At 71.4% G+C, this 25,226-nt stretch carries 21 protein-coding genes and 2 pseudogenes; 7 read left to right on the forward strand and 16 right to left on the reverse strand.

The features are described from left to right. Positions 1-9: 9 nt before the first annotated feature. The 12 genes from ACODT5_RS14955 to ACODT5_RS15010 form a co-directional block, all read right to left on the reverse strand. The gene (locus tag ACODT5_RS14955) at positions 10-1,416 is read right to left on the reverse strand and encodes a class II 3-deoxy-7-phosphoheptulonate synthase (RefSeq protein WP_422519767.1); all 1,407 of its coding nucleotides are present in this window, start codon (positions 1,414-1,416) and stop codon (positions 10-12) included. 156 nt (positions 1,417-1,572) lie between these two features. Continuing rightward, positions 1,573-2,850 (reverse strand): multidrug effflux MFS transporter, encoded by a 1,278-nt coding sequence (locus tag ACODT5_RS14960; RefSeq protein ID WP_422519768.1) that lies wholly within the window; start codon positions 2,848-2,850, stop codon positions 1,573-1,575. A gap of 29 nt (positions 2,851-2,879) precedes the next feature. Continuing rightward, the gene (locus ACODT5_RS14965; RefSeq protein WP_422519769.1) at positions 2,880-3,527 is read right to left on the reverse strand and encodes an NAD(P)-dependent oxidoreductase; all 648 of its coding nucleotides are present in this window, start codon (positions 3,525-3,527) and stop codon (positions 2,880-2,882) included. A gap of 84 nt (positions 3,528-3,611) precedes the next feature. Next, entirely contained in the window at positions 3,612-4,424 is an 813-nt protein-coding gene (locus ACODT5_RS14970) for a class II aldolase/adducin family protein (protein ID WP_422519770.1), read from the reverse strand. Positions 4,425-4,506: 82 nt separating this feature from the next. After that, entirely contained in the window at positions 4,507-6,051 is a 1,545-nt protein-coding gene (locus ACODT5_RS14975) for an FAD/NAD(P)-binding protein (RefSeq protein ID WP_422519771.1), read from the reverse strand. 173 nt (positions 6,052-6,224) lie between these two features. Further along, a complete protein-coding gene (locus ACODT5_RS14980) occupies positions 6,225-7,268 on the reverse strand; it encodes a hypothetical protein (RefSeq protein ID WP_422519772.1) in 1,044 nt (347 codons plus the stop codon). A 1-nt stretch (position 7,269) separates the two neighbouring features. Beyond that, positions 7,270-7,767 (reverse strand): flavin reductase family protein, encoded by a 498-nt coding sequence (locus tag ACODT5_RS14985; protein ID WP_266914258.1) that lies wholly within the window; start codon positions 7,765-7,767, stop codon positions 7,270-7,272. A gap of 80 nt (positions 7,768-7,847) precedes the next feature. Continuing rightward, entirely contained in the window at positions 7,848-9,386 is a 1,539-nt protein-coding gene (locus tag ACODT5_RS14990) for a 4-hydroxyphenylacetate 3-hydroxylase family protein (protein WP_422519773.1), read from the reverse strand. A 339-nt stretch (positions 9,387-9,725) separates the two neighbouring features. Then, positions 9,726-10,004 carry a LysR family transcriptional regulator gene (locus tag ACODT5_RS14995; RefSeq protein WP_385378236.1) on the reverse strand — a complete coding sequence of 93 codons (279 nt, stop codon included), beginning with the start codon at positions 10,002-10,004 and terminating at the stop codon, positions 9,726-9,728. Positions 10,005-10,200: 196 nt separating this feature from the next. Beyond that, positions 10,201-10,584 (reverse strand): hypothetical protein, encoded by a 384-nt coding sequence (locus ACODT5_RS15000; RefSeq protein ID WP_422519774.1) that lies wholly within the window; start codon positions 10,582-10,584, stop codon positions 10,201-10,203. Then, positions 10,581-12,185, reverse strand: a complete 1,605-nt coding sequence (locus ACODT5_RS15005) for a class I adenylate-forming enzyme family protein (RefSeq protein ID WP_422519775.1) — start codon at positions 12,183-12,185, stop codon at positions 10,581-10,583. Before ACODT5_RS15005 ends, ACODT5_RS15000 begins: the two co-directional genes overlap by 4 nt. 222 nt (positions 12,186-12,407) lie before the next feature. Then, complete coding sequence (locus ACODT5_RS15010) at positions 12,408-13,103, reverse strand: ScbR family autoregulator-binding transcription factor (protein ID WP_422519776.1); 696 nt, start codon at positions 13,101-13,103, stop codon at positions 12,408-12,410. Between the two features lie 166 nt (positions 13,104-13,269). On the opposite strand from ACODT5_RS15010, the gene ACODT5_RS15015 reads away from it, so the two are divergent. From ACODT5_RS15015 to ACODT5_RS15030, 4 genes are all read left to right on the forward strand, one after another. Next, on the forward strand, positions 13,270-14,214 hold the full coding sequence (locus ACODT5_RS15015; RefSeq protein WP_422519777.1) for a ScbA/BarX family gamma-butyrolactone biosynthesis protein: 945 nt from the start codon (positions 13,270-13,272) through the stop codon (positions 14,212-14,214). Positions 14,215-14,363: 149 nt separating this feature from the next. Further along, positions 14,364-15,626, forward strand: coding sequence for a cytochrome P450 family protein (locus tag ACODT5_RS15020; protein WP_422519778.1), 1,263 nt, complete (start codon positions 14,364-14,366; stop codon positions 15,624-15,626). 79 nt (positions 15,627-15,705) lie between these two features. Then, a complete protein-coding gene (locus ACODT5_RS15025) occupies positions 15,706-16,470 on the forward strand; it encodes an SDR family NAD(P)-dependent oxidoreductase (RefSeq protein ID WP_422519779.1) in 765 nt (254 codons plus the stop codon). A gap of 58 nt (positions 16,471-16,528) precedes the next feature. Further along, positions 16,529-17,509 carry an NAD-dependent epimerase/dehydratase family protein gene (locus ACODT5_RS15030; protein WP_422519780.1) on the forward strand — a complete coding sequence of 327 codons (981 nt, stop codon included), beginning with the start codon at positions 16,529-16,531 and terminating at the stop codon, positions 17,507-17,509. Positions 17,510-17,530: 21 nt separating this feature from the next. On the opposite strand, the gene ACODT5_RS15035 is transcribed toward ACODT5_RS15030, so the two are convergent. Then, the gene (locus tag ACODT5_RS15035) at positions 17,531-18,601 is read right to left on the reverse strand and encodes an ABC transporter substrate-binding protein (RefSeq protein ID WP_422519808.1); all 1,071 of its coding nucleotides are present in this window, start codon (positions 18,599-18,601) and stop codon (positions 17,531-17,533) included. A 600-nt stretch (positions 18,602-19,201) separates the two neighbouring features. Between ACODT5_RS15035 and ACODT5_RS15040 the strand changes: the two are divergent. The 3 genes and pseudogenes from ACODT5_RS15040 to ACODT5_RS15050 all read left to right on the forward strand — a co-directional run. Then, positions 19,202-20,119: pseudogene (locus tag ACODT5_RS15040) on the forward strand (endonuclease/exonuclease/phosphatase family protein); the annotation flags it as partial. A 9-nt stretch (positions 20,120-20,128) separates the two neighbouring features. Next, positions 20,129-20,848, forward strand: a pseudogene (locus ACODT5_RS15045) (alpha/beta fold hydrolase); the annotation flags it as partial. A 33-nt stretch (positions 20,849-20,881) separates the two neighbouring features. Continuing rightward, on the forward strand, positions 20,882-21,313 hold the full coding sequence (locus ACODT5_RS15050) for a GNAT family N-acetyltransferase (protein WP_422519809.1): 432 nt from the start codon (positions 20,882-20,884) through the stop codon (positions 21,311-21,313). Positions 21,314-21,334: 21 nt separating this feature from the next. Here ACODT5_RS15050 and ACODT5_RS15055 read toward each other — a convergent pair whose 3' ends face one another. The 3 genes from ACODT5_RS15055 to ACODT5_RS15065 form a co-directional block, all read right to left on the reverse strand. Beyond that, positions 21,335-22,231 (reverse strand): DMT family transporter, encoded by an 897-nt coding sequence (locus tag ACODT5_RS15055; protein WP_422519781.1) that lies wholly within the window; start codon positions 22,229-22,231, stop codon positions 21,335-21,337. Between the two features lie 53 nt (positions 22,232-22,284). After that, the gene (locus ACODT5_RS15060; protein ID WP_422519782.1) at positions 22,285-23,640 is read right to left on the reverse strand and encodes a DUF1254 domain-containing protein; all 1,356 of its coding nucleotides are present in this window, start codon (positions 23,638-23,640) and stop codon (positions 22,285-22,287) included. Between the two features lie 107 nt (positions 23,641-23,747). Further along, on the reverse strand, positions 23,748-25,097 hold the full coding sequence (locus ACODT5_RS15065; protein ID WP_422519783.1) for an AMP-binding protein: 1,350 nt from the start codon (positions 25,095-25,097) through the stop codon (positions 23,748-23,750). Positions 25,098-25,226 lie beyond the last annotated feature (129 nt).

The raw sequence follows: 25,226 nt of genomic DNA on the forward strand, positions 1-25,226 counted from the left end.
CGCTCGGGATCAGGCAGCGGCCGGTACGGCTTCGCGCGGTACGGCTTCGCGGCGGGCCGCGCCGGCCGCCTGGCGGTCGCGGTACAGCTCGGCGACCCGGAAGGCCAGGTCGAGGGACTGCTTGCGGTTCAGGCGCGGGTCGCACGCGGACTCGTAGCGCTGCCCGAGGTCGGCGAGCCGGACCTCGGCGCCGCCTCCGACGCATTCGGTGACGTCGTCGCCGGTCAGCTCGATGTGGATGCCGCCGGGGTGGGTGCCGAGCGCGCGGTGGACCTCGAAGAAGCCGGTGACCTCGTCGAGCACGTCGTCGAAGTGGCGGGTCTTGTGGCCGCTGGGGGCCTCGAAGGTGTTGCCGTGCATCGGGTCGCAGATCCACGCGGGGCGGGCGCCCTCGGCGGTGACCTTGGCGATGAGCTCGGGGAGGATCTCGCGGACGTTGCGGGCGCCCATCCGGGTGATGAAGGTGAGGCGGCCGGGCTCGCGCCGCGGGTCCAGCTTGTCGATGAGGCGCAGGGCCTCGTCGGCGGAGGTCGTGGGGCCGAGCTTGACGCCGATGGGGTTCTGCACCGTGGAGGCGAACTCGACGTGGGCGCCGTCCAGTTGACGGGTGCGCTCGCCGATCCAGACCATGTGGCCGGAGACGTCGTACAGCTTCCCGGTCCGGGAGTCGACGCGGGTGAGCGCGGCCTCGTAGTCCAGGAGCAGTGCCTCGTGGCTGGCGAAGATCTCGGAGGAGTGGACGGCGGCCGGGTCGGCGCCGCAGGCGGCGAGGAAGGTGAGGGCGTCGTCGATGTCCCCGGCGAGGCGCTCGTAGCGCTCGCCGACCGGGGAGGCGGCGACGAAGTCGCGGTTCCACTCGTGGACCTGGCGCAGGTCGGCGTAACCGCCGGTGGTGAAGGCCCGTACGAGGTTCAGGGTGGCGGCGGAGGACTGGTACATCCGCTTGAGCCGCTCGGGGTCCGGGGTGCGGGACTCCGGCGTGAAGGCGAGGCCGTTGACGGAGTCGCCGCGGTAGACGGGCAGTTCGACGCCGTCGCGGACCTCGGTGGGCTTGGAGCGGGGCTTGGAGTACTGCCCGGCGATCCGGCCGATCTTCACCACGGGCACGGAGCTCGCGTAGGTGAGGACGGCGGCCATCTGGAGCAGGGTGCGGACCTTGTCGCGGACCTGGTCGGAGCTGACGGCGTCGAAGCTCTCGGCGCAGTCCCCGCCCTGGAGGACGAAGGCCTCGCCCCGGGCGACGTCGGCGAGCCGGTCGCGCAGCCGGTCGCACTCGCCGGCGAAGACCAGGGGCGGGTAGGAGGCGAGGTCGTCGAGCACGGAGCGCAGGGCGACCGGGTCGGGGTAGGACGGCTGCTGGGCGGCGGGCAGCAGCCGCCAGGAGTCGACGGCCGTGGCGTGCGTGGCGAGGGTCATGGTGGCTGTGCCTCGATCGGTTTCGGTGGAAAGGGAAGAGGTGTGGGCCTGTCGCCGCCCGGGATGGCGGCCCCGGGTGCCAGGGGTCCGTACGGTGGTGCGGCCGTACGGACCCCCGGTGGGCAATCCGCTGGGGGAGCCTGTCTCGCCAGGTGCCTAGACCGGCTCGTGGATCTGGGAGGACCGGGCCGGGGGCGCCTGCTCCTCGGTCGCCGGGGCGCCGGACTCCTCGCCGGCGGCCTGGTGGCCCTTGGTGAGGCCGAAGAAGAGCAGACCGCCGACGCCGAGGACGGCGATGACGATGCCCATCGGAACCGCGCTGTCCTCGCCGGCGAGGCCGACGAGCGGGACCACGGCCGCGCCGATCAGGTGCTGGGACAGACCCAGCAGCGCGGCGGCCGAGCCGGCCACGTCACCGTGGTCCTGGAGGGCCAGGGCGAAGGAGTTCGGCAGGACGAGGCCGACGCTGGAGACGACCAGGAAGAGCGCGACGAGCAGCGGGGCCAGACCGGCGTCGGTGAGGACGACGGCGAGCAGCGCGAGGCCGCCGACCGCGGAGACGGCCAGACCGGTGGCGAGCAGGGCGCGCGGGCCGGTCTTGTGCACGATGCGGCCGCTGACCTGCGCGGCGATGACCAGGCCGAGGGCGTTGACGCCGAAGACGACGCTGTAGGCCTGCGGGGACATCCCGTGGATGGACTGGAGCACGAAGGTCGAGCCGGAGATGTACGCGAACATCGCGGCGAAGGCGAAGCCGCAGGCCAGGTTGTAGCCGACGAACACCCGGTCGCTGAGCAGCCGGCGGAAGATCGGGCCGGTGGCCTTGAGGCCGCCGCGCACGCGCCGTTCGGCGGGGTGCGTCTCCGGCAGGGCGCCGGCGACGCCGAAGAGCATCAGGGCGCCGACGATCGCGAGGGCGATGAAGATGCCCTTCCACGAAGTGACGAGCATCAGCTGGCCGCCAAGGACGGGGGCCAGGATCGGCGCGATGCCGGTGATGAGCATCAGCATCGCGAAGAACCGGGCCGCGGCGGGCCCGGTGTGCCGGTCGCGCACGACCGCGGAGGCGATGACGATGCCGGTGGCGCCGCCGAGGCCCTGGAGGGCGCGCAGCCCGACCAGCGTCCAGATGTTGGGGGCGAAGGCGCAGAGCAGCGCGGTGACGGCGAACAGCGCCAGACCGGCGATGAGCGGACGGCGGCGGCCGAGCGCGTCGCTGACGGGTCCGGCGATGAGCTGGCCGATGCCGAGGCCGAGCAGGCAGGCGGTGAGGCTGAGCTGGGCCGCCGAGGCACTGGTGTGCAGGTCCTCGGCGATCTGCGGGAGACCCGGCATGTAGGCGTCGTTGGCCAGCGGGCCGAGAGCGGTGAGTGCGCCGAGGATGATGGCGAACCGGACGATGCCGGCGCCCTTCGGTGTCGCGGGTGAAGTCATGTTGCTGATCCCCTCCGGGGAACGCGGAATCAGTAGGCGACGGTGATGCGGGACTGGATCGCTTCGCCGCGCTCCAGCACGTCCGCGAAGGCGACCGCGTAGTCCGCGATGCTGATGCGGCTCTTGCCCTCGGCGTCGACCAGGAGCTGCTCGCCGCCGACGCGGTAGGTCCCGGTGCGCTCACCGGGCTCGATCTGGGCGGCCGGGGAGATGAACGTCCAGTCCAGGGAGTCGGCCTGGCGGTAGAGGCCGAGCGCCTCGCTCTGGGCGAGGGCGTTCTGCTTCCAGACGGCCGGGAAGTTCGGGTTGTCGATGACCTTGACGCCCGGGGCGACCTCCAGGCTGCCGGCGCCGCCGAGGACCACGACACGGCGTACGCCGCTGCGCGTCAGGCCCTCGATGAGCGCGTTGGCCGCACCGACGATGATCTTGTGGTCGTCGTCGACGCCGAGCTTGGGTCCGACGGCCGAGCCGACGGCGTCGTAGCCCGCCGAGGACAGTTCGGCCACGGTGTCGGCGCTGGTGGCGTCACCGGCGATCACCTTGAGGCCTTCTTGGGTGTTGCCCGCGATCTCGCCGGTGCGGGTCACGCCGGTGACGGAGTGGCCGCGGGAGAGCAGTTCGCCGGCGATGGCGCTGCCGATGTGGCCGCTGGCTCCGAAAAGCAGGATGTTCATGGTGGTGCCTCTTCTTCCTCGGTGATTTTCGGTGATTTCGGTGATTCTTCGGTGGTCGTGCCGGACGGGGAGACGTCCCGCGGGCTAGTCCTCTTCGAGGAAGTCGGGCTGCTCGCGGATGATCTCGTCCCAGAGGAGCTGGAAGCTGAACCAGCCCAGCTGCTCGTTGCCGAAGCCGTCCCCGGCTGCGACGGCCTGCTCGTGGGTGAAGCTCTTGGGCGTGCCCGCCGCCCGGGCGAGCAGCTGCACCTGGGCGCAGCTGTCGTAGGTGAAGAACCAGTGCACGGCCTCGTCGAGCGATCCGCCGACGGTTATCAGGCCGTGGTGGCGCAGGAGGATCGCGCGGTTGTCGCCGAGCTTCTCCGCGATGTCGCGGCCGAGTTCGGCGGAGACCGAGGGACCCTCGTACTCCTCGTAGAGGACCTGGCGGTTGTAGAAGGCCGAGGACTCCTGGTCGATGGGGTCCAGCAGGCGGCCCAGGGCGCCGAGCGCGCGGGAGTGCGCGGTGTGGCCGTGGGCGGCCGCCGTGGCGCCCGGCTGCATCTCGTGGATGGCCGAGTGGATGACGAAGGCACTGGGGTTGACCCGGTGCCTGCCCTCCACGACGGTGCCCGCGGAGTCGACGCAGATGAGGTCGGCGACGCGGACCAGGTTGAAGGAGACGCCGAAGGGGTTCACCCAGAACCGGTCCTCGTGCTCCGGGTCGCGGACCGAGATGTGGCCCGAGATGCCCTCACCGAAGCCGTACTTGCCGAACAGCCGCAGCGCGGCGGCGAGCCGCTGCTTGCGGTGGCGGCGCGTCTCCTCGTGGGTGGCGAAGACCGGCTCGCTGGGGATCGGCAGGCCTGTGTGCGTGTCCGCCAGGTAGGCGGGCCGGTCGGTCTCGGTGATGCTCATGCTCGGGGTCCTCATCTCCGGAATCTCCGGGTCGGTTTCCGGTGGCGTACGGATGCGGATGCGGGTGCGGATGCGCTCGCGGCTAGACCGTGAGCAGGACGTCCTCGTTCTCCTGGGTCGCGGCCGTGACGGTCTCGGCGTGCTGCAGGATCGCGCCGACGATGTCCTGGCTCCGGTCGACCAGGGAGGGGATGCCGAAGGTGAAGAAGAGCGAGCCGGCGGCGATGTTCCCGAGCCCGTACAGGCGCGGGTCGGGCCGGCCGTTGGTGGTGAGCTGGCTGGTCGGGCGCGCTATGTGCAGGCCGCCGTGGGGGTGGCGGCTGGCGACGCGGCTGCGCATCAGCGAGGTGACCAGGGGCGCGGCGCTGGTGGGGATGCGCCCCTCGGAGGCGTTGACCGCGCTGATGACGCGGTCGGCCGTGAAGTCGTGGCCCTCGGCGGTGACGACGTCGAAGCCGGCCTCGGGGTTCGGGGTGATGTTCTGCAGCCCGGCGACGATCTCCAGCTTGTCCGCCTCGACGAGGTCGAGGAGGACTCCGGCGCTGCCGGGCGGCATGGGGCAGCACAGGCTCATGATCGTGCGGTAGTGGGCGCGCAGCAGCTGGACCTTGTCCTGTTCGCGCAGCATCGGCCAGACGTCGGGTCCGGTCTCGGGGACGGCGCGCTGGAGGATGCGCAGGCCCATGTGGGGGGAGTCGACCTCTTCGATCTGCCGGCGCAGCCGGTCGACCGGGTCCTCCAGGTCGACCCGGATGATCTCCGAGACCACCGCGTCGAGGTCGGCGCCGACATCGCGGAACTCGGCCCGCATGATGGTGGCGATGTCGTCGAGGGTGACCTCGGGGTGGATCGCGGCCAGCTCCTCCATCCGGTGCGGGGTGAAGTGCCGCAGCTCGAAGGGGACCGCCTTCTGCCGCACGCCGGGCAGGACGCCGCGCCGGGACAGCAGGCTGATCTTGCCCTGGTGGCCCTGGGCGGCCAGCGACAGGATGATGTCGATGGCGGTCAGGCCGCTGCCGATGATCGCGACGTGCTCGCGCTCGCCGACGTCCGCCAGCTTGTTGACGATCGGGTACGGGTCCCCGACGAAGCCGGGGGTGTCGCCCAGACCGTAGACATCCTTGGGGCTGTCGCCGCCGACGCACAGGATGGCGTAGTCGAAGGCGCGGGCGCGGCCGTTGCCGGTGCGCAGCAGTACCCGGTTGGCGGCGCGGCTCGCGGAGGTGACCCCCTCGCCGACGAGGTCGACCCGCCAGCCCTGGCGGCGCAGTTCGCCGAGCGCGGCGTAGGCCGTCTGCTCCAGGTACTCGCCGTAGACGGTCCGGGGGGCGAAGCGGCTCCCCGACCAGCGGTCGACTCCGGTGCGGACCCCTATGACCTTGTCCCGCGTCTCCAGCCAGTTCTCGAAGTGCTGGAGGTCGCCGGCGCGCACGGACATGTCGTCGGGGGTCGCGTTGACCTTGAGGGTCTCGGTGTCGACCTGGTAGGCACGCCCGCGCCACAGGTGCGGTGACGGTTCGAAGACCGTGAGGCTGCCCGGTTCGCTTTGTGTTCGCGACAACGCGTCGATCAAGCAGACTGCAGCCGCGCCTCCTCCGACGATACCGATCGAGAATCCACGGGACATGTGTCAGTCACCAATCAATTCGTGGAAGGCGCGGGGTCGTCGTGCGCCGGCCTTGCTGTCCGCGATCACGGTGGCCCTTTCCTCGCCTACTCCGGGGATTCAGTGGGAGCCGCCGGCCACCCCCGGTGCGGCGGGGGTGAAGCCGGTCGGCCAATGGCTTGGGTCTTGACGACTCAGGCGGCGGAGTTCTTGAAGTTCTTCATCGAGACGGTGAAGTCCCCGCGGTTGGCGCGGTAGTCGATGCAGTACTCCTGCGGGTACCAGCCGCTCGTCTGCCATTGCTGCGGCTGCTTGACCGGCCAGCAGCGGCTCGGGTTGACCCCGGCGGCTATGCCCTCGAACCAGGCCTTCGTGATCATCGGCTCGAGGAAGCTGATCTTGGCGTCGTAGGAGCCGTATATGAAGGTCTGGGTGAAGGCGGTGGAGCCCCACTCGGGCGAGGTGAGGTCGACCAGGTGGTTGCCCATGGCGGCCTCGGCCACGCCCTTGTCCGTGTAGTCCTGCGGCATGTGCTGCGGGGCGAGCGGCTTGGTGGCCGTCGCGTAGTCGTCGCAGTTGATGGCCAGGCCGCAGGGGCCGCTGCGGATCGCGTCGCGCTCCGCCTTCGACTGCGTGTAGTAGTGGAAGTCGAAGTGCGGGTGGTCGTAGATGTGCTCCGGGCCGTGACCCATCGGGTTGAAGTTGACCAGGGCCCACTTGAGCGGCATGCCCGGCAGCGCGGTGAACTGCGCGGGCAGGTCCAGCGGGCGCTCGTGGCCGCCGACGCACTCGGTGTGCTCGTTGACCGAGCCGTCACCGTCGATGTCGTAGCAGTGGTTGCCGTCGGTCATCGTGGTCGGCAGGCCGGTCAGCGTGGACTTGGGGAAGACGATGCCGACGGTCAGCGGCTTGGAGCCCGCGATCTGCGCGTACGTCCGCAGGTTGCCGTTGCCGAGCGCGCTCGGGGTGCCGTACGAGGCGCAGGGGCCGGCGTAGGAGAGCGTCTCCTCGAGCAGCACCTGCGAGGCCCACCGCGCGACCTTGACGGTGCGCTCGCGGTTCGGGGCGTCCCGGGTCACCAGGCACACGGTCACCGGGCCCGAGGTACGCGCCGCGGCCTGCGCCGTGGACGCCGTGGCCTCGGCCGGGGCGCCGGGCAGGAGCAGCAGGGTCAGGGCTGATACGGCCAGGGCCGCCCCGAGGAGCACCCGCCAGCTCAGCAGCTTCTTCGCGCGCACGTCACACCTGTTCCAGTTCGAATCTGTGGAAGCCGCCCTGAAGGAAGATCAGAGGGGTCTGGGTCTCGCGGGCGCCCATGGCGACGACTTCGCCGATGACCATCACGTGGTCGCCCGCCACCACGTGGTCGCGCAGGCTGCACTCCATCCAGGCAGCCGCGTCGAACAGCAGCGTCCCGGTGGCCTCGCCCGGCGCTCCGGCCACTTCGGTCAGCGCCTGGTCGCGCTCGGGCCGCCGGCGCGCGAAGGCGCGGGCGGTGGACTCGCCCTCGGCGCCGAGGATCGAGATCCCGACGACGCCGGTCCGCAGCAGCTCGGCGAAGAATTCCGAGTCGTGACGGAAGCTCAGGGACACCAGCGGCGGTTCCAGGGAGACGGAGGTGAGCGAGTTGACGGTGATCGCGTTGTGGGTGCGCACGCCGTCCTGGTCGGTGTAGGTGCTGACGACGCAGACCCCGGTGGCGAAGGAACGCATCACATCGCGCAGGTCGTGGTTCATGGCCGGGCCTCTCTGCTGGGCGCGGACGGGTGCGCCCGGCGCGTCGGCCGCGGGCACCCGTCCGTACGCGGGCTTGACGGTCAGTTCTCCTGGGCCCAGCGGCCGCGGGTCCAGCCGTCGAGGTCGTAGTCGTCCATGGCCCTCTGGACGAGGTCGCCGTAGTTGTCGAGCAGACCGGCGCCGCGCGACCAGTTCAGGGTGTCGAGGCGCACCTGGTCGGGACCGCCGGCGTAGTTGAGCTCGTACAGCTCGTGGCGGGCGCCGAACTCGGTGCCGATCGCGTCCCAGGCCAGCTTGAAGAGCTTGGTGCGCTCCTCGGCAGTGGCGCCGGTGCCGCGGTAGTAGCGGTCGAGCAGCGGGCGCAGCTCCGGGTTCTGCAGGTCCTTGGCGCTGGACGGGGTCATCAGCAGCGCGCCCGCGAGGTGCTCCTCGAAGAAGCGGTGCGTGCGCTCCCAGCTGAGCGGGGCGAGCGCCCGGTAGCCGGCCGAGTAGTCCATGCGCGGCAGGACGGTGCCTGCCGGGCCGGCCTCGGGGTCCAGGGCCATGGCGCTGGTGACGGCCCAGGTCTGGTGGCGCCAGGCGAGCAGCTCGCCGAGGCCGGCCTGGACGCCGCGGAAGCCGTCCGTGCCGTTGATGCGGGTGCCCTTGTCGAGGATGCCCGCCATGAACTCGAGCTTGACCGACATGCGGATCGCGCCCTGGAAGAAGCCGCGGGAGAGCAGGCCGGAGCGCGGGAAGTACTGGTGGATCTTCTCGGTGTCCCGGTAGATCAGGACGTTCTCCCACGGGATGAACGCCTTGTCGAAGACCAGCACGGCGTCGTTCTCGTCGAACCGGCTGGAGAGCGGGTTGTCGAACGGGCTGGTGGCCTTGCCCTCGTAGGAGGTGCGGCAGACGACCTTCATGCCGGGGGTGTTCAGCGGGGCCATGAAGGCCAGGGCCATGTCCTCGGCCTTGCCGGCTTCCAGGTTGGCCAGGTGGATCTGGCCGACGAAGGCGACGTTGCTCAGCGCCGAGGCGGTGGCCATGAGCTTGGCGCCCTCGACGACGATGCCGTCCCCGCGCTCCTCGACGACCTTGAGGTAGACGTCGCGGATCTCGTGCGCCGGCTTGTTGCGGTCGACGGGCGGGTTGACGATCGCGTGGCTGATCGACAGGCCCTGGCGGGCGTACTTCTCGTACCAGGCGCGGGCGTTGTCGCCGAAGGGCTCGTAGAAGTCGTGGGTGACGGCCAGGCCGGCCATGAAGGACGCCTTGTAGTCGGGCGTGCGGTTCATGAAGCCGTAGCTCAGGCGGGCCCAGTGCTCGATGGCGTCACGGGCCTTGATGAGCTCCTCGGGCGAGTGCGCCGGGGTGAAGAAGCGGTGGACGCGGTACCCCGTGTACCGGTCGACCGTCGTCATCAGGTCCTTGGTGTCCGGGTGGTGGAGCGCGTCGTAGAGGTGCGCCGTCGACCTCGCGGCGTTGGCGAAGGCCGGGTGCGTCGTCACGTCCTTGACGAGCTCGCCGTCCACGAAGACCTGGCGGCCGTCACGCAGGCTCTCCAGGTAGGAGTCGCCCGTCATGAGGTCGTTCGGAGCCTCGCCGGCCGACTGATCCACTATCGGGACCTGACCCATTTTGGTGTCCTCTCCAGGGGTAATACACGCGACCGCTGCCGGGCGCACAGTTCGATTGACCCGAGCGTAGGCACGGCCGCCGATCAGCTCTTGTTGGGCTGCGCACGAACAATTGCCCATCTACGCCAACCCTGGCGCCATCACGTTCCAGGGGATACGTCAACAACCAGACGGGGAAGCCTTGTCGACGCCACGGGGAAGGTCCGGCCGCGTTTCTCGATATTGCGGAATGATGAATTCCGAATGCCCGGAAATAAGTTCGGCCCGGCATCTATCCAGGTAATTCGGATACATGGCCGGGCCGAATGGAAAGGCATTACAAAACCGTCCGGCGGCTGGTCAGGCAGCGGGACGGGTCCTGCCCGCGGAGGCCGCGTCCATACAGGCGGCCTCGGCGATAAGAATGATCTTCTCCGCGTGCGGCAGCAGTCGCATGCCCGCCTCGGTGAGCTGGACCCGGCCGCCGGCGCGATGGAACAGCTCGGCCCCGATGTAGTCCTCGAGGTTCTTTATGTGGGCGGTGACGCTGGGCTGCGAGTAGTGGAGGTTGCGAGCGGCGCGAGTGAAGCTCATCTCGGCGGCTACTTCACGGAACGAGCGTAACTGCTGGAACTGCACGGCAGGGGCTCCCTTCTGCGAGGCTCAGAGCCTCGGAGAACAGGAACATACCACGGTGCAGGTATGTCTGCAGTGTGAGGATGCACGCTGCACTTTCCCGCACGACTCCGGACATACCTGTGGCCATGCCCGCAGGGAGGGCATGGCCACAGGTCAGCCCCCGTTTCGTGGTGGCCGGCGGGCTGGGCGGAGCGGACTAGTCGGACATCTCCATCGGCGACAGGAGGTCCCGGGCGATCTGCGGGAGCAGACGGTCGATCAGGACCCCCGTGCGCGCGGATCCGTCGGCCGCGCGCGGGATCGCGTCGACCGCCACCGCGTGCGAGAGCACCCACGGCATGCGCCGCTCGCAGGCGGCCAGCGCGGCCTGGCGCCCGCCGGCCTCCTGGTCCTCCTCCAGGAGCGGTACGAAGGCCACCACCAGCGTCTCGCCCACCTCGGGCAGCCGGGTGCGCATCACCGCGACGTCCCTCACGCAGGGCAGGTCGAGGAGTTCGAGTTCGAGTGCGAAGAAGGCCGTCTCGAAGTCCTCCACCAGCAGTTCTTCGTACGGCTGGTCGTCGAAGGAGGGCAGGTTCACGCGGACATCTCCTGTTGCATCGACTGCTCAAGCTGCAGGTTCAGGGTGATGATGGGCAGCACCGCGTCGAGCAGGTCCGCGGTGCGGATCCGGCCCGTCGGGCTGTACGGGATGGTGTCGACGGCGATGACGTGCGCGGGCAGCGACGGCACCCGGCGGGCGCAGGCCGCGCTGAGCGCCTGGTACCCGGTGGCCTCCCGGCCGACCGCCACCGCGATGAAGGGCACCACGATCGCGTCGCCGAGCACCGGGCTGCTGACCCGCATGACGGCGGTGTCGCGCAGGCAGGGCAGGTTCAGCAGGTCCGACTCCAGCCGGAACAGCTCGGTGTCGACCGCCGAATCGCGGACGACCACGGGCACTTCGGTGACCCGCCCGGTGACCAGCAGCCGGCCGGTCTCGTCCACGTACCCGGACTCGTCGGTGACGAGGAAGCGCTCCTCGCCCCAGCCGAGGTCCAGCGAGACGAACCCGGTCTCGCCGTCCAGGTAGCCGTCCATGACCTGGTGGCCCGCGAAGGCGAGGCGGCCGCTCTCGCCCTGCGCCACCGGCTGCCCGTCCTCGCCGAGGACGGCAACGGTGGTGCCGAGCGTGGTGTGGCCCGAGCGCGGCGGCGAGACCAGCAGCTCCTCGGGGCCCATGACGGCGGTCAGTCCGGTCTCGGCGCTGCCGAGCGCGGTGTGCAGCACCGGACCGAGCCGCTCCCAGGCCGTGTTGACGGTCCACCGGCCCAGGTGGGCGCCGGGAGTGAGCAGGAACCGCAGGTGGCGGGTGCGCGGCGAGGGCTCGGCGTCGTCCGGCAGTCCGAGCACGCCGTGCAGGGTGGAGGGGGTGATCACGCCGGTGCTGACGCGCTCGGCGACCAGCAGGGCGGTCAGGGTCTCGGGTCCGGCTCCGTCGGCGAGGACGACGGTGGCTCCGATGCCGAGCATCGTGCGGGCCAGCGCGAGGGCCGTGGGTTCGGTCGGCGGTGCGGCGGCCAGGTGGACGTCGTCCCGGTTGAGGCCGAACTCGTCGACGAGGTCGACCAGGTGGCGGCCCTCGGAGGGGGTGCGGCGCACGGCGATCCGGGAGGGTCCCTCACCGCGCCCGCTGACCGCGAAGGACTCGTAGGGCCGGGGCGCCGGCAGGGTGCGCAGGGGTTCCGCCGAGGTCAGCAGGTCGAAGTTGAGCGCCTGGTGCTTGCCCGGGGCGCCGGGCGCCGTGACCCCGTCCAGGAGGACGTGCACGGCCTGCGGGCCGCTGGGCCAGACGAGCTGGTCGAGGGTGGCGCGGTGCTCCGAGGCCACGAAGACCACGGACGGCTCCAGCCAGGAGAGCACCTGGCCCAGGTCGTCCGTGCCGCTCTGCGGATCGAGACCGGTGCACGAGACGCCGAGGGTGGCGCAGGCGCTCATCGCGACGGTGAGCTGCCAGCTGTTCCCCGCGAGGAAGACCGCCCGCACCGCGCCCTCGTGGGGCAGGTGCTCGGCGAGTCCGGCCGCCGTCCGTTCCACGGTCTCGGCGAACTGGCCCCAGGTCAGCCGCACCTGGCCGTCGACCAAGGCATCCCGCGTCGCGCCGCCCGCCGCGTGCCGGCGGATGTCATCGAGCTTGATCATGTGGGTTCTCCGTGGTCGGTCAAGAGCCTCGTGTGTGGCTCGGGGCCGCGCCCATGGAAACAAACCTGCATGAAGGTAGGCAATGGTCATCGGAAGATCTGATGTAGCCGCCCGGAGCACCGACCCGGTCGCGGAAAACCCTCCGCCGGACGTCGAAGACGCCCGGCGGAGCAAAGCGGGGAAGAACGCGTGGCCGCCGGGAGGTTCCGGCGACGGGACGCACTAGGCCTGGAGCTCGGCCAGATCGTCGGATTCGGCCTCGGCCCGCTCCCGCACGTGCCGCTCGAGGTCGGCGGCGACCCGCTCGGCGCGGCCGGGAGCCATGTCGAGTTCGGCCAGTACCGTCGGCAGCGCGATGATCGGCATGATGTGCCTGAGCAGCACGGATACCCGTACTTCCAGGTCCTCCCAGTCGGACATCACCTCCGAGAGCACCTGCACGCCGGTGAAGCCGCCGACGATGAGGTTGGCGACCGCGTCCAGGTCCACGTGCGCGTGGAGTTCGCCGCACTCCCGGGCCTGCCCGAGGGCGAACCGGTTGTGGTCGATCCAGTCCTGATAGGGCCGCAGGCGGTGCTCGTGGTGGCTGCCGCGCTCCAGGGAGAGCCTCAGGCTGCCCTGCACGATCGGATCGCTGCGGATCTGAACGGCGAAGAGCATGCCCTTGTCGATCATCTCCTGGAGCCGGGTGCTCCGCGGCAGGATCGGGAAGCCGACCGTGTCGATCTGGCTGGCCAGGACTGCCTGGGCCAGCTCTTCCTTGCCCTTGAAGTAGTAGTAGAAAGCACCCTTGGTCAGGCCGAGCCGCTGGTACACGTCCGCGATCGTGGCCCCGTTGAAGCCCTTCTCCGCGAACACGGCGCCGGCGGCCTCGACGATGAGTTGCCGGGTGCGCCGAGAAGCCTCCCTCTGAGACAACTTCGCTCCTTCCACGGTGCTGGCGGCCACTGATGCACCTCCTCGGGGGTACGAGCATGTCACCGAAAACAGCCGTTGCAAATTATACCAGGCAGCACGTATCTTGCGGCGAACCGAGACATACCACGAGTGGCTCGAATGTGCCTCGAAGTCCGGAGGGGAAATCATGTTAATCAGGTCTTATGAGAGCGAAAACACCCAAAGACCATCGGTCGGGGTCTCAGATGCAAGGCCTCCGGCCATACCCAACTGGCTCGTGCACCGCCCCAACACCTCCGAGGTGTTCCTCTCGGCCTGGGAACGCACTGCTCCCGACCGATTCACCGTGACGCTGCGTTGGCCTGAAAGCCACCCGTTCCATACCGCGCTCCACGGTTTCCGTTCGCCCACCGTCATCGCGGAGGCCATCCGCCAGACGGGCATCCTGCTCTCCCACGCCGAGTACGGAGTCCCCCTCGGGCACCAGTTCCTGATGTCCGACATCCACTACCGGATCGATCCCGTCCTGCTGACCGCGGACAGCGGATCCCCCATCCACATCGATGTCGTCTGCACCGACGTCAACCGGCGCGGCACCCGCTTCTCCGGCATGGTGTGCCACATGACCGTGGTGCAGGACGACCGGGTCATCGCGACCGGCGGCGGCAACCTGACGTGCACCTCTCCCGGCGCCTACCGCCGGATGCGGGGCGAACACGCGGACGCCCGGCCGCTCCTGCCCGTACCGGAACCGGTGGCCCCCTCCCTCGTCCTGCGGACCGAGCCGAGCCACGTCCTGCTGGCCCCCACCGTGGACCCCCGGTGCTGGACCCTGCGGCCGCACACCACGAACAAGACGCTGTTCGCGCACGAGAACGATCACGTCCCCGGCATGGCCCTCCTCGAGGCCACCCACCAGGCCGCCTTCGCCGTCGCGGGCACCACCCGGCTGTACCCCACCTCGCTCCACCTGACCTTCGACCGGTACGTGGAGTTCCATTCCCCCTGTCTGGTCCAGGCGCAGCCGGTGATGCGGAACCGGGACGACACCCTCTCCCTGAGCGTGTCCGGCCATCAGGGCGGCCAGCGGGTCTTCCACGCCTCGCTGGAAGCAATTGTCGTTTCGGCCTAATCTCCTCCCTTTTCTACGAAATGGCCGGTGATTTCCTGCGATCCACTGGCCGAGACACCCCTGCGCAAAGTGGCGGCAAGGTCGTGGGCGTGCCAGCCTGTGACGTCATCGGACTCACCGTCACCAGCAGTTGTAGGAGGGATACTCCTGTGAGCAGGCAGTGCCCGTTCGTCATCGATCCGCTCGGCCAGGACATCCACGGGGAAATCAAGGAAATACGCTCCTTGGGCCGGGCCGCGCGGATCGTGCTCCCTGGCGGAGTGGAGGCGTGGTCCATCACCGACTACGCACTCGTGAAGCGCCTGCTCACCGATCCCCGGGTGTCGAAGGACGCGTACCGGCACTGGCCGGCGTGGATCAACGGAGAAGTCGACCAGGACTGGCCGCTGTCCATTTGGGTCTCGGTACAGAACATGGTCACCGCCTACGGCGAGGAGCACGCGCGCCTGCGCAAGCCGGTGGCGGGGGAGTTCACCAAGCGTCGCGTGGCCGCCCTGCGGCCGCGCGTCGAAGAGATCGCGGCCGGACTGCTGGACCGCCTGGAACAGACCCCGGCGGGACGGCCCGTGGACCTCCGCAAGGAATTCGCCCACGTACTCCCGCACGCCGTCGTCTGCGAGCTCTTCGGAATTCCGCAGTCCGCCCGCGATCCCCTACAGAAGATCATCGACAGTTTCTTCGCCACCTCGATCACCCCCGAGGAGGCGGTGGCGAATGGCATATCCATGTACGAGATCCTGAACGAAGTCGTGACGCACAAGAGGGAAAATCCTGCCGACGACCTGACCTCCGTCCTCGTCGCCGCACGGGACTCGGGCGCGGCGGACATGAGCGAGAAGGAACTGCTCGACAATCTCATCCTTCTCTTCACCGCCGGCTACGAGACGACGGTGAACCTCATCGACAACGCGGTCGTCTCCCTGCTCACGCACCCCGGCCAGCTCGAACTCGTGCGGGACGGCAAGGCCTCGTGGGAGGACGTGATCGACGAATCCCTGCGTGCCGACCCGCCCGGCGCCCACAGCATCCTGCGCTTCGCCGTCGAGACGATCGAGATCGACGACGACGTGCGAATCCCGCAGGGCGACGCGATCGTCATCTGCTTCGCCGGAGCGGGCCGCGACCCGCTCCACCACGGAGCCGGGGCGGACCTCTTCGACATCACCCGCGAGACCCGCGCGGACCACGTGTCGTTCGGGTACGGAGCCCACCACTGCCTCGGCGTGAACCTGGCCCGGATGGAGGTCGCCATCGCCCTGTCGGCGCTCTTCGAGCGGTTCCCCGACATCGCCCTGGCCGTACCCGCCGATGAACTCCGGCCCAAGTTCTCGTTCGTCTCGAACGGCCACCGCACGGTTCCTGTACTCCTGGGCGGGTCCGGCCCGCGCGAAGGAGCCTTTTCCAGCCAATAGTGCGCAGGCGAACCCTCCCTGAAAACCCGCCGGGGCGGACCGAACCGGACCGCGCGAGACGGAAGACGAAAGACTCACCATGACGGAAAAGACCGGCCTCCTCGTGGGCAAGCGCGCCCTGATCACCGGCGCGAGCAGCGGCATCGGGGCGGCCGCCGCCCGGGTGTTCTGCGAGAACGGCGCCTCGGTGCTCCTGGCCGCCCGGCGCGAGGAGCAACTGGCCGCGCTCACCCGCGAGCTGACGGACGAGGGGTTCACCGCCGCCTACGCCGTCGTCGACGTGGCCCGCGCCGAAGAGGTCGAGGCGGCGGTGGACCGGGCGGTGGAGCTCTTCGGGGGCCTGGACGCCGCCTTCAACAACGCGGGGCTGGGGACCGTGCCCGCGCCGCTGCACCTCACCGGGAACGCGGACTTCGAGGCCGTGATGGCCACCAACGTCCTCGGCACGTGGAACTGCATGAAGTACGAGATCGCCGCGATGCTGCCGGGCGGCGGGGCGATCGTGAACAACAGCAGCGTCGCGGGCCTGGTCGGCACCCCGGCGTCCGCCGCGTACATCGCGGCGAAGCACGCCGTCATCGGCCTGACGAAGGCCGCCGCCGAGTACTCCGCCCAGGGCATCCGGGTCAACGCCATCGCTCCCGGCACCACGCGCAGCGAAATGATGGCCCAGTGGTTCGGCCTGAACCCGGGCCTGGAGGAAGAACTGCACACCATGGCCCCGCTGCCGCGTACGGCGGACCCCCGCGAGATCGCGCACGCGGCCGCGTGGCTGCTCAGCGACCAGGCGTCCTTCGTGGTCGGCGCGACCGTCCCGGTGGACGGCGGCTGGACAGCCCGCTGAGGCATCCGCACCCGGGAAACACGAGAAGAGCCGTACGGACCCGGCGGAGCACTCTGCCGTGCGCCGTACCCACGTCGAGGGAATCGAGCCCATGCACATATCCGAGAGACCCCGGGTGATCGTCCTGGCGGGAGCCACCGGCTTCATCGGCTCTGCCGCACTGGACGTCCTGGCCCGCCGTCCCGATGTCCGTGTGCGGGCCCTCGCCCGCACCCCCGGTGCGGCGCGCGAGGGCGTGGAGTGGGTGCCTGCGGACCTGTGCGACCCCGGGTCGCTGCGCGGGGTCTGCGAGGGCGCGGCCGCGCTGGTGAACCTGGCCTCCTACATCGGGCGGGACGAGGAACGCTGCCACACGGTCAACGTCGTGGGCGGCGCGGCCCTCCTCGCGGAGGCCGTGCGGGCGGGCGTGCGCCGGATCGTCCACCTGTCCACGGCCGCGGTCTACGGGAACCTCCCGCACCGCGGCATCGAGGTCGACGAGGTGGCCCCGGACCCGGTGTCCGCCGCGAGCCGCAGCCGGCTGGCGGCCGAAGCTCCGGTGCTGGCCGCCGGCGGGACCGTCCTGCGGCCGGGGCTGGTGCTGGGCGCCGGTGACCGCTGGGTGGTCCCGGCCCTGGCCGAGCTGGTCGACCGGGTCCCGGCCAACTGGGACGGCGGCCGGGCGCTGCTCTCCCTGATCGACGTCTGCGAGCTGGCCCGCCTGATCGACGCCCTGGCCACGGCCCCGGGTTACCTCCCCGGCGGGATCCACCACGCGAGCCACCCGGCCCCGGTGAAGAGCGCCGACCTCGTGTCGGCCCTGGCCACCGAAGGCATCCTGCCCGAGGTGCGGGAGGAGTGGCCGTGGGACCGCTGCGTGGAACGACTCCGCGAGCGCCCCGGCCGGGTGACGGAGCGGCAGTTCTCCCTGCTGGCCCGCGACTACCACCAGCGCGCCGACCCCATCTGGCGGCTGACCGGCCTGCGCCCCACGCCCACGGCCCTCGCCCTGCTCCCCTCCGCGGCCCCCTGGTACCGCGCCCACCTGACCCGCACCTGAAGGACGCCGCCGCCGGCCGGGTCAGCGCGCGGCTTCGCCGTCCCCGTCCAGGATCCGGAAGCGGCCGATGTCCTGCGGATCCCGGTCGACCACACGAACCGGTGTCCAGGCCCACTGCCAGACGCTGATCCCCGGCGTCCGCGAGAACCGGATCGGCCCCCGGGTCCCCTCCACCGCCACCCTCGGCCACGCCCCTGCGACGGCCGCCCGGTCCGTGCCGTGCGAACGCAGCACCTCGGCCAGGACGGTGACGCTGTCCCAGCCCTCGAAGGCCACGAACGAGGGCTCCTCGCCCAGCCGTTCGCGGAGCTCCTTGCCCACCCGCTCGCCGAGCGGACCGAGCTGCTCGGGCAGGTAGCGCAGGAAGGGGATCCCGGCGCCGTCCGCGCCCAGCGCCCCGGCCCATCCGGCGAACTCCGGCTGTCCGGCCGGGGCACCGATCAGGACCTCCCCGACCCGCCGGTCTCCCCGTACGGCCCTGACGATCGCCGCCGCCGGCTCCGGATATCCGACCAGCAGGAGGAGCGCCGTCGCACCGTGCTCGACGAGCGCGTCGCACAGGCCCCCGGGGGTGAGCGCGTTGGCGTCGAACTCGACGACGTCGGCGCCGCGGGAAGCGAGGCGGTCCCGCAGGATGCGGGTCCCGGAGGCCCAGTAGACGCTCGGCTGGGTCGCCACCGCGATCCGGCCGTGGCCCGCCCCGAGGAGGAAGTCCGCGTACGTCCGCCAGCCGTGGGACTGGGCCGGGGCCAGGCGCGCGACCCACTCCGTCGGCTGCTCGGTGAGCGCGTCGAGCACCGCGGAGGAGCAGAGGAACGGCACGCCGAGGGCGTCGGCCCGGGCGGCGGCGGCCCGGGCGACGACGCTGTGGTACTCCCCCACCACGGCGGCCACACCCAGACCGGCCAGCTCCTCCACGGCCGCCGCGGCCCGCTCCGGGTCGGCCGCGGTGTCCCGGACCACGAGCTCCAGCGGCCGACCACCGATCCCTCCCGCGTCGTTGACCTCGCGCGCGGCCAGCTCCAGTCCCGCGAGCAAGTGCCGCCCGGCGTCGACCCAGCCGGGCGGCGTCAACGGCACGAGAGCCCCCAACCGCACGACCGCCCCGCCGGCCCGCTCCCCTGATGACGACCATGCCGACGCGTTCACAGTGCGGTGCTCCTCCATCCCGCGCCGATGCGACCGAAGTCCACCCGACGCGCCCGTTCGATCATTGCGCCCATTGGATCCACTCCCGCCACCCCGTGGCAACCGCTTACCCCCGGACGCACACCCCCGCGGGAACCGGCTCCCCACCCCCGACGTCGTCGTACCAACCGCACGTCACACCGCACCCCCCGAACGGAACAGAGGAACGGCCCCATGACCCAGACAAACTCGGGCCCGCCCCCCGACCCGACCTACGACCCGACCTACGACCCGGCTCCGAGCCCGGCGCCGAGCCCGACCCCCGACCCGACTCCCGGCCCGACCTGCGGCTCGAATCCCGGCCCAACCCGAGGCTCGGCTCCCGGCCCGACCCCGGGCCCGCCCCCCGACCCCACCCCCGGCCCTCACCCCCTCCTCCCCCGCCGGCCACCCCGCCCCGGCCGTCGCCCACACTCCTGGCCCGCGGCCCGGACGACTGCCCTCCCCACGACCCGGACGACTGCCCTCCCCGCACTCGTCCCCGTACCCCTCTCCACCCTCGTCCCCGTACTCCTCTCCGTCCTCCTCGCCGCACTCCTCACCCGCCCCTCCCTCGTCCCCAACACCCCCGGCCGTCCCGGCAGCTTGCTGGAGACGTTCCTCCCCTGGCTCGGCCTGGCCGTCCCCCTCCTCCTCGCCCTGGCCCTGCGGCGCCGCTCCGCCGCCACCGCCCTGGCCCTGCTGCTCCCCACCGCAGCCTGGCTCGGCCAGTTCGGCACCCTCCTGCCCCGCCCCGCCACCCCAACCCCCGCCACCCTGACCGCCGTCCAGCACAACATCAGCGACGAGAACCCGAACCCCTCCGGCACGGCCAAGGCCCTCGCCGCCGGCCACCCCGCCCTGATCGCCGTCGAGGAGCTCACCCCAGCCGCCGTCACGGCCTTCACCGCCGCCCTCGCCGCCGACTACCCCCACCACGCCACCCACGGCACGGTCGGCCTCTGGTCGGCGTACCCGCTCACCGACGTGCGCCCCGTGGACATCAAGCCGCCGTCCCTCGCCGGCGACCCGCACTGGAACCGCGGCCTGCGCGCCACCGCCGCGACCCCCGGCGGGCCCGTCGCCGTCTACGTCGTCCACCTGCCCTCCCTGCGCCTCGGCGCCTCCGGCTTCGGCTCCGCCCGCCGTGACGAGAGCGCCCTCCTCCTCGGCGCCGTCCTCGCCGCGGAACCCGCCGACCGCGTCGTCCTGCTCGGGGACCTCAACGGCACCGCCGACGACCGCGGCCTGGCCCCCGTCCGCACCGCCCTGGCAGCAACAGCGACAAAGACCCCCGGCTTCGCCTTCACCTGGCCCGCGGCCTTCCCCCTGGCCCGGATCGACCAGATCCTGTCCCGCTCGGGCACCGTCACCGGGGTCCGCACGCTGCCCGCCACCCCGAGCGATCACCTGCCCCTGACCGCCGACATCCAGTTCGATTAACGTACGTTCATGACTGAATTCGTACTGGTGGCAGGCGCGTGGCTGGGAGCGACGGCATGGGACGAGGTGGCCGCCGAGCTCCGCACCGGACTGCGTGCCGCGGGCGGCGACGACGACCACGAGGTCCACGCGCTGACCCTGTCCGGCCTCGCGGACAAGCAGGGCGTAGCGGCCGGCCAGCAGACGCACGTCTCGGACATAGTCGACGCCATCGACGGACTCGGTCTGCGCGATGTGGTCCTCGTGGGCCACAGTTACGCCGGCATCCCGGTCGGCCAGGCCGCCGAGCGGATCGGCGCCCGCCTGAAGCGGGTGGTCTTCGTCGACGCCAACGTCCCCACCCCCAACGGATCCTTCGTCTCCGCCTGGCCGGACGGCCGCTCGGCCGTGGAGTCCTCCATCGCGGCGAACGACGGCTTCTGGCCGCCCCAACCGGCCGCCGACTACGAGGGCCAGGGCCTCACCGCGGAACAGATCGCCAGGCTCCTCGCCGGCGCGACCCCGCACCCGGGCGCCACCCTCACCGAACCGGCCGTACTGACCCACCCGCTCGCCGAGCTCCCCGCGACCTACGTCAAATGCCTGCTGGACGGTGCCGAACCCCACCCCGACGTGGCGGAGCTCCTGTCCACCGGCCCGGACTGGCAGCTCGTCACCCTGGACACGGGCCACTGGCCGATGTTCTCCGCCCCCTCCGACCTGGCCCGCATCCTCCTCGAAGCCGCCGCCCGGGACACCCCGCCGCCGGCTTCCGCTCTCCGCATCAGCCCGGTGCGCGCCGGCTCCGAAACCGCCCTGCACGACTGGCAGCACGTCCACAACACGGTCATCCCGACGGCCGTCCTCTCCCTCGAGGACATACGGGAGCGCTCCGCGCGCCACGTCCTGCACGTCGCCCACCTCGGCGACACCCTCGTCGGGTGCACGACGGTCCGTCCCCCCGCCGCCGGCTCCACGACCGCGACCGTCATCGCGCGCGTCCTTCCCGCCCACCGGGGACGGGGTTTCGGCCGGGAGCTGTACGCATACGCCCTCGCCCAGGCACGGGCCCTGGGCGGCGAGGTCATCGAGACGGTCGTCCTCACCTCCAACCCGGAGGGCCTGAGCTTCGCGCACCGAGCGGGCTTCACCGAGTTCGACCGCTACGTCCTGCCCGGCGACACCGTGCCCTACGCGGACCTGCGCCTCGCGTGAGCGCAGGGCCCCGGCCTAAACCTAGGCCGGCAGGCGTCGCCGCCTCCGGGAGACGGCGACGCCGGCCAGGCAGACCGCACCGCCGACCAGGGTCAGCGCGGCCGGGATCTCGTCGAGGGCGATCCAGGCGATGAGCACCACGACGGCGGGCACCGCGTAGGTGGTCGCGCCCATCTTCCCCGCGGTGGTCCGCGACAGCGCGTACGTCCAGGTGGTGAAGGCGAGCGCGGTCGGGAAGAGCCCGAGGTAGAGCATGTTCAGGACGGCGTCGAGCGGGGCCCCGGGCAGCTGGTCGACGAGCTGCCCGACGAAGGGCAGGGTGACGGCCGTTCCGACGAAGCAGCCGTACGTCGTCACCTGCAGTGGGCTCGCGTGCGCCAGCGCCGGCTTCTGCGCGACCACCCCCGCCCCGTACGTGAGCGCGGCGACCAGGCAGAGCAGGACCCCTCCCAGCGAGGCGGTCCCGCCGTTCGAGGTGGACAGCCCGACCAGCACCGCTCCTGCGAAGGACACCGCCATGCCCGCCAACAGCATGGGCGGGAAGCCCTCCTTCAGCAGCCAGCCGCTGAGCAGGGCGATCACGATCGGGCCGATGTTCACGATCATGGCCGCGGTGCCCGCGTCCACGAGCTGCTCGCCCCAGTTCAGCGTCACCATGTAGAGCCCGAACCAGAGCACCCCGGAGACCAGGATCCCGGGCCACGCCTGCTTCGGCGGCGGCGGCACCCGCTTGACGAGCAGGACCAGCCCGAGCGCGACCGAGGCCGTCAGCAAGCGTCCGAAGGCGAGCGCTCCGGGCCCGAAGTGCGCGGCCGCCGAGCGGATGGAAACGAACGCGGAAGCCCACAGCACGACGGTCACCGCGGCGGCTATCAGCGCCCACCGGTCGGTCCTGACCTGATCAAACGTCTTGTCCATGCGAGCAAGCTACCCGCCCCGCCCGAAAGGCCCGTTGCCCTTTTCCCCGGGGGTCAGCCGTCCGTACGGACGATGGCGGGCGGTGCGTAGCGGCCGGTCAGGATGTCGGGGTGGGGCAGGTACTGGCGCAGGATGAGCCGGAACAGGGTGCCCGCTTCGGTGGTGGGCAGCCAGTTGGCCTCCCTGTCCGGCCCGGGGTTCTCGCGCTGGAGGTAGAGCGTCAGGGAGCCGTCGGGTCCGTACTGCAGGCCCTTGGCCAGGGAGCCCAGGTGGTAGCGGCCGATGGGGTTCTCGACGAGGAACCCTTCGGGGTTGAGGTACATGGTCACCGACCAGAACGCTCCCACCGGCGGGAAGCCGTCGGGGGCGAAGCGGATCTCGTAGCTGTGGTCGCCGGACATGGGCCGGCCGTCGGCGTCGAGCATGGCGCCGACGTAGTACGCCTCCTGCGCCTTGTTGGCGAGCAGACCGAGCTGGGCGACTTCCAGGCGGGAGAGGTAGTCGGTGCCCCAGTCACCGATGGTGTCGGGGTCGACCATGATCCAGCCGTTGCGGGCGGGCCCGGCGAAGGGCATCTCGGCGTACAGGCCGTGCAGGCTGTCGGCGACCGCGCGCCGCATGCCCTCCAGCGCGGCCGGGTGCAGGGCGTCCGGGTCGAAGGGGCGGTGCGGGGCGACGCCCAGCGGCGCGAGCAGGCCCAGGACTCCGGCGTCGGTGGCGGGGGGCGGGCTGGCGGTGAGGCAGTCGGCGAGCATCCGGTAGAAGTCGAGCGGGTCGCCGGCACGGAAGTCACGCGCGGGCGGGTTCGCGGCCGCGTCGGGCGCGGGCGCGGCGGGGTCCGCCGGGCGCAGGGCGATCTGCCCCTGGAGGGCGACGGCGGCGGGGACGTCGTCGTCGAGGATGGTGACGCGGGCGAGCAGGCAGACGAGCGCGGTGGGCGCGCCGATGACGCGGGTGATGCCGGGGGGCGTGGTGCCGCGCCACCCGGGGCCGGTGAGCAGGTAGTCGCCGCCGGTGGTGTCACCGGTGCGGGTGCCGACGTAGGCGAAGCTGTTGGTGTACATGTCCAGCAGCTGCACGGTGAAGTACCGGTCCGCGACCGGCGGCACCGACAGCACGACCGGCCCGGCGGAGAGGTCGACGAAGGTCCGTGAGTAGGGTGCGTCCACGATCGGGGTGACGAAGTAGGTGTCCTTCGGCTCCGCGCGGCGCGGGGTGTGGTGCACCTGGTTGATCGCCCCCATGTGGGTGGGCGCGCTCGTGTCGACGTGCCACTCCCACAGGCTCCGGTGCATCTCCACCAGCGGGTAGCCGTAGCGGAACGCCGCCATCCCGGCCCAGTACCCCTCGTCCCCGCGTGCCTTCTCGTGGCCCTGCGCGATCTGCTCCAGCAACGACTCCGCGTCCACGCGCACTCCGATCACCGAACCCGAAAAGGGACAAATACGCCCCCCACCCTCGGCGTTCGCCACCCGGACGGCAACCGGGGGCGACCCGGCCCGAATCCAAGGAGCCGTCAGGCATCCCCCAGCAGCAACAGCTTCTTCTGCGGCTTCCCCATCGCATTGCGCGGAATCGCCGCGACGAACCGCACCTCGCGCGGCCGCTTGTGCACCGACAGGTGCGCGGCGACGAAGTCCGTCAGTTCCGGACCCGTGACGCCCTCGGCCACCACGAAGGCCACGATCCGCTGCCCGAGATCCGCGTCCGGCAGCCCCACCACCGCCGCCTCGCTCACCTTGGGGTGATCCAGCAGCGCGTTCTCGATCTCGCCGGCGCCGATCCGGTACCCGCCCGACTTGATCATGTCGATGGAGGCCCGGCCGACGATCCGGTGGACTCCGTCGGCCTCGTCGACGGCCGCGATGTCGCCCGTACGGAACCACCCGTCCTCCGTGTACGCGGCCGCCGTCGCCTCCGGCCGGCCCAGGTACCCGGAGAACAGCGTCGGGCCGGTCACCTGCAGCTCGCCGATCTCGGCGCCCGCCTCGGCCACGATCCGCGTACGGATGCCCCGCAGCGGGGTGCCGACCGTCCCGGGCCGCACCGCCCCGCCCGCGCGCCCGCTCACCGTGATCAGCGTCTCGGTCATCCCGTACCGCTCCACGGGCCGCAGCCCGGTCAGCCGCTCCAGGTCCCGGAAGACCGGCGCGGGCAGCGCCGCGCTGCCGGAGACGAGCAGCCGGGCCCCGCCCAGCGCGGCGGCGGCCGCCGGCGCCCCCGCGATACGGGACCACACGGTCGGCACCCCGAAGTACAGGCTCCCCCCGGCCTCCGCGTAGGCCTCCGGGGTCGGCCGCCCGGTGTGCACGAGACGGCTTCCGGTACGCAGCGCCCCGAGCACCCCGAGCACGAGCCCGTGCACATGGAACAGCGGCAGCCCGTGCACGAGGGTGTCCTCGGCGCTCCACTGCCAGGCTTCGGCGAGGGCGTCGAGATCGGCGGCCAGGGCCTCGGCGGTGAGAACGACCCCCTTGGGCGGACCGGTCGTCCCGGAGGTGTAAAGGACGAGCGCGGCCCGCTCAGCTCCCCCCACCTGCCCCACCAGGCCCACACCCCCATCTCCCCGCCGTGCGAAGTCCACGTCGACGAGCACCGCGCCGGAGTCCCGCAGGATGTGCTCCCGCTCGGCGGGCCCCGCGTCGGGCGGCAGCGGTACGAAGGGCACCCCGGCCAGCAACCCGCCGACCACGGCGGCGACGGTCTCCAGCGAGGCCGTGGCGGTCACCGCGAAGGCGGGCGCCCCGGCAACATCGCCAGCCACGGCACGGGCCGCACCGAGCAGCTCCTCATACGAAGCCCCCCGCCCGTCCACCCGCAGGGCATCACCCCGGTCCCCAAACACCCCGGTAAGCGCGGTCAGCACGATCCCCCCAAGGAGTCAGATCCCCCATCACCCCCGCCACCCTACGACCGCCCACCCCCACCCCAGCCCGACCCGCCCAGGCCAGCCCGCCCAGCCCAGGCCAGCCCGCCCAGCCCAGCCCGCCCAGCC

The sequence above is a fragment of the Streptomyces tatrensis genome, assembly GCF_049310065.1.
GTDB lineage: Bacteria > Actinomycetota > Actinomycetes > Streptomycetales > Streptomycetaceae > Streptomyces.

Coding starts and splice junctions, on each gene's coding strand:
- ACODT5_RS14955 (WP_422519767.1), bottom strand. CDS start 1,416: ATGACCCTCGCCACGCACGCCACGGCCGTCGACTCCTGGCGGCTGCTG.
- ACODT5_RS14960 (WP_422519768.1), bottom strand. CDS start 2,850: ATGACTTCACCCGCGACACCGAAGGGCGCCGGCATCGTCCGGTTCGCC.
- ACODT5_RS14965 (WP_422519769.1), bottom strand. CDS start 3,527: ATGAACATCCTGCTTTTCGGAGCCAGCGGCCACATCGGCAGCGCCATC.
- ACODT5_RS14970 (WP_422519770.1), bottom strand. CDS start 4,424: ATGAGCATCACCGAGACCGACCGGCCCGCCTACCTGGCGGACACGCAC.
- ACODT5_RS14975 (WP_422519771.1), bottom strand. CDS start 6,051: ATGTCCCGTGGATTCTCGATCGGTATCGTCGGAGGAGGCGCGGCTGCA.
- ACODT5_RS14985 (WP_266914258.1), bottom strand. CDS start 7,767: ATGAACCACGACCTGCGCGATGTGATGCGTTCCTTCGCCACCGGGGTC.
- ACODT5_RS14990 (WP_422519773.1), bottom strand. CDS start 9,386: ATGGGTCAGGTCCCGATAGTGGATCAGTCGGCCGGCGAGGCTCCGAAC.
- ACODT5_RS15005 (WP_422519775.1), bottom strand. CDS start 12,185: ATGATCAAGCTCGATGACATCCGCCGGCACGCGGCGGGCGGCGCGACG.
- ACODT5_RS15015 (WP_422519777.1), top strand. CDS start 13,270: ATGTTAATCAGGTCTTATGAGAGCGAAAACACCCAAAGACCATCGGTC.
- ACODT5_RS15025 (WP_422519779.1), top strand. CDS start 15,706: ATGACGGAAAAGACCGGCCTCCTCGTGGGCAAGCGCGCCCTGATCACC.
- ACODT5_RS15055 (WP_422519781.1), bottom strand. CDS start 22,231: ATGGACAAGACGTTTGATCAGGTCAGGACCGACCGGTGGGCGCTGATA.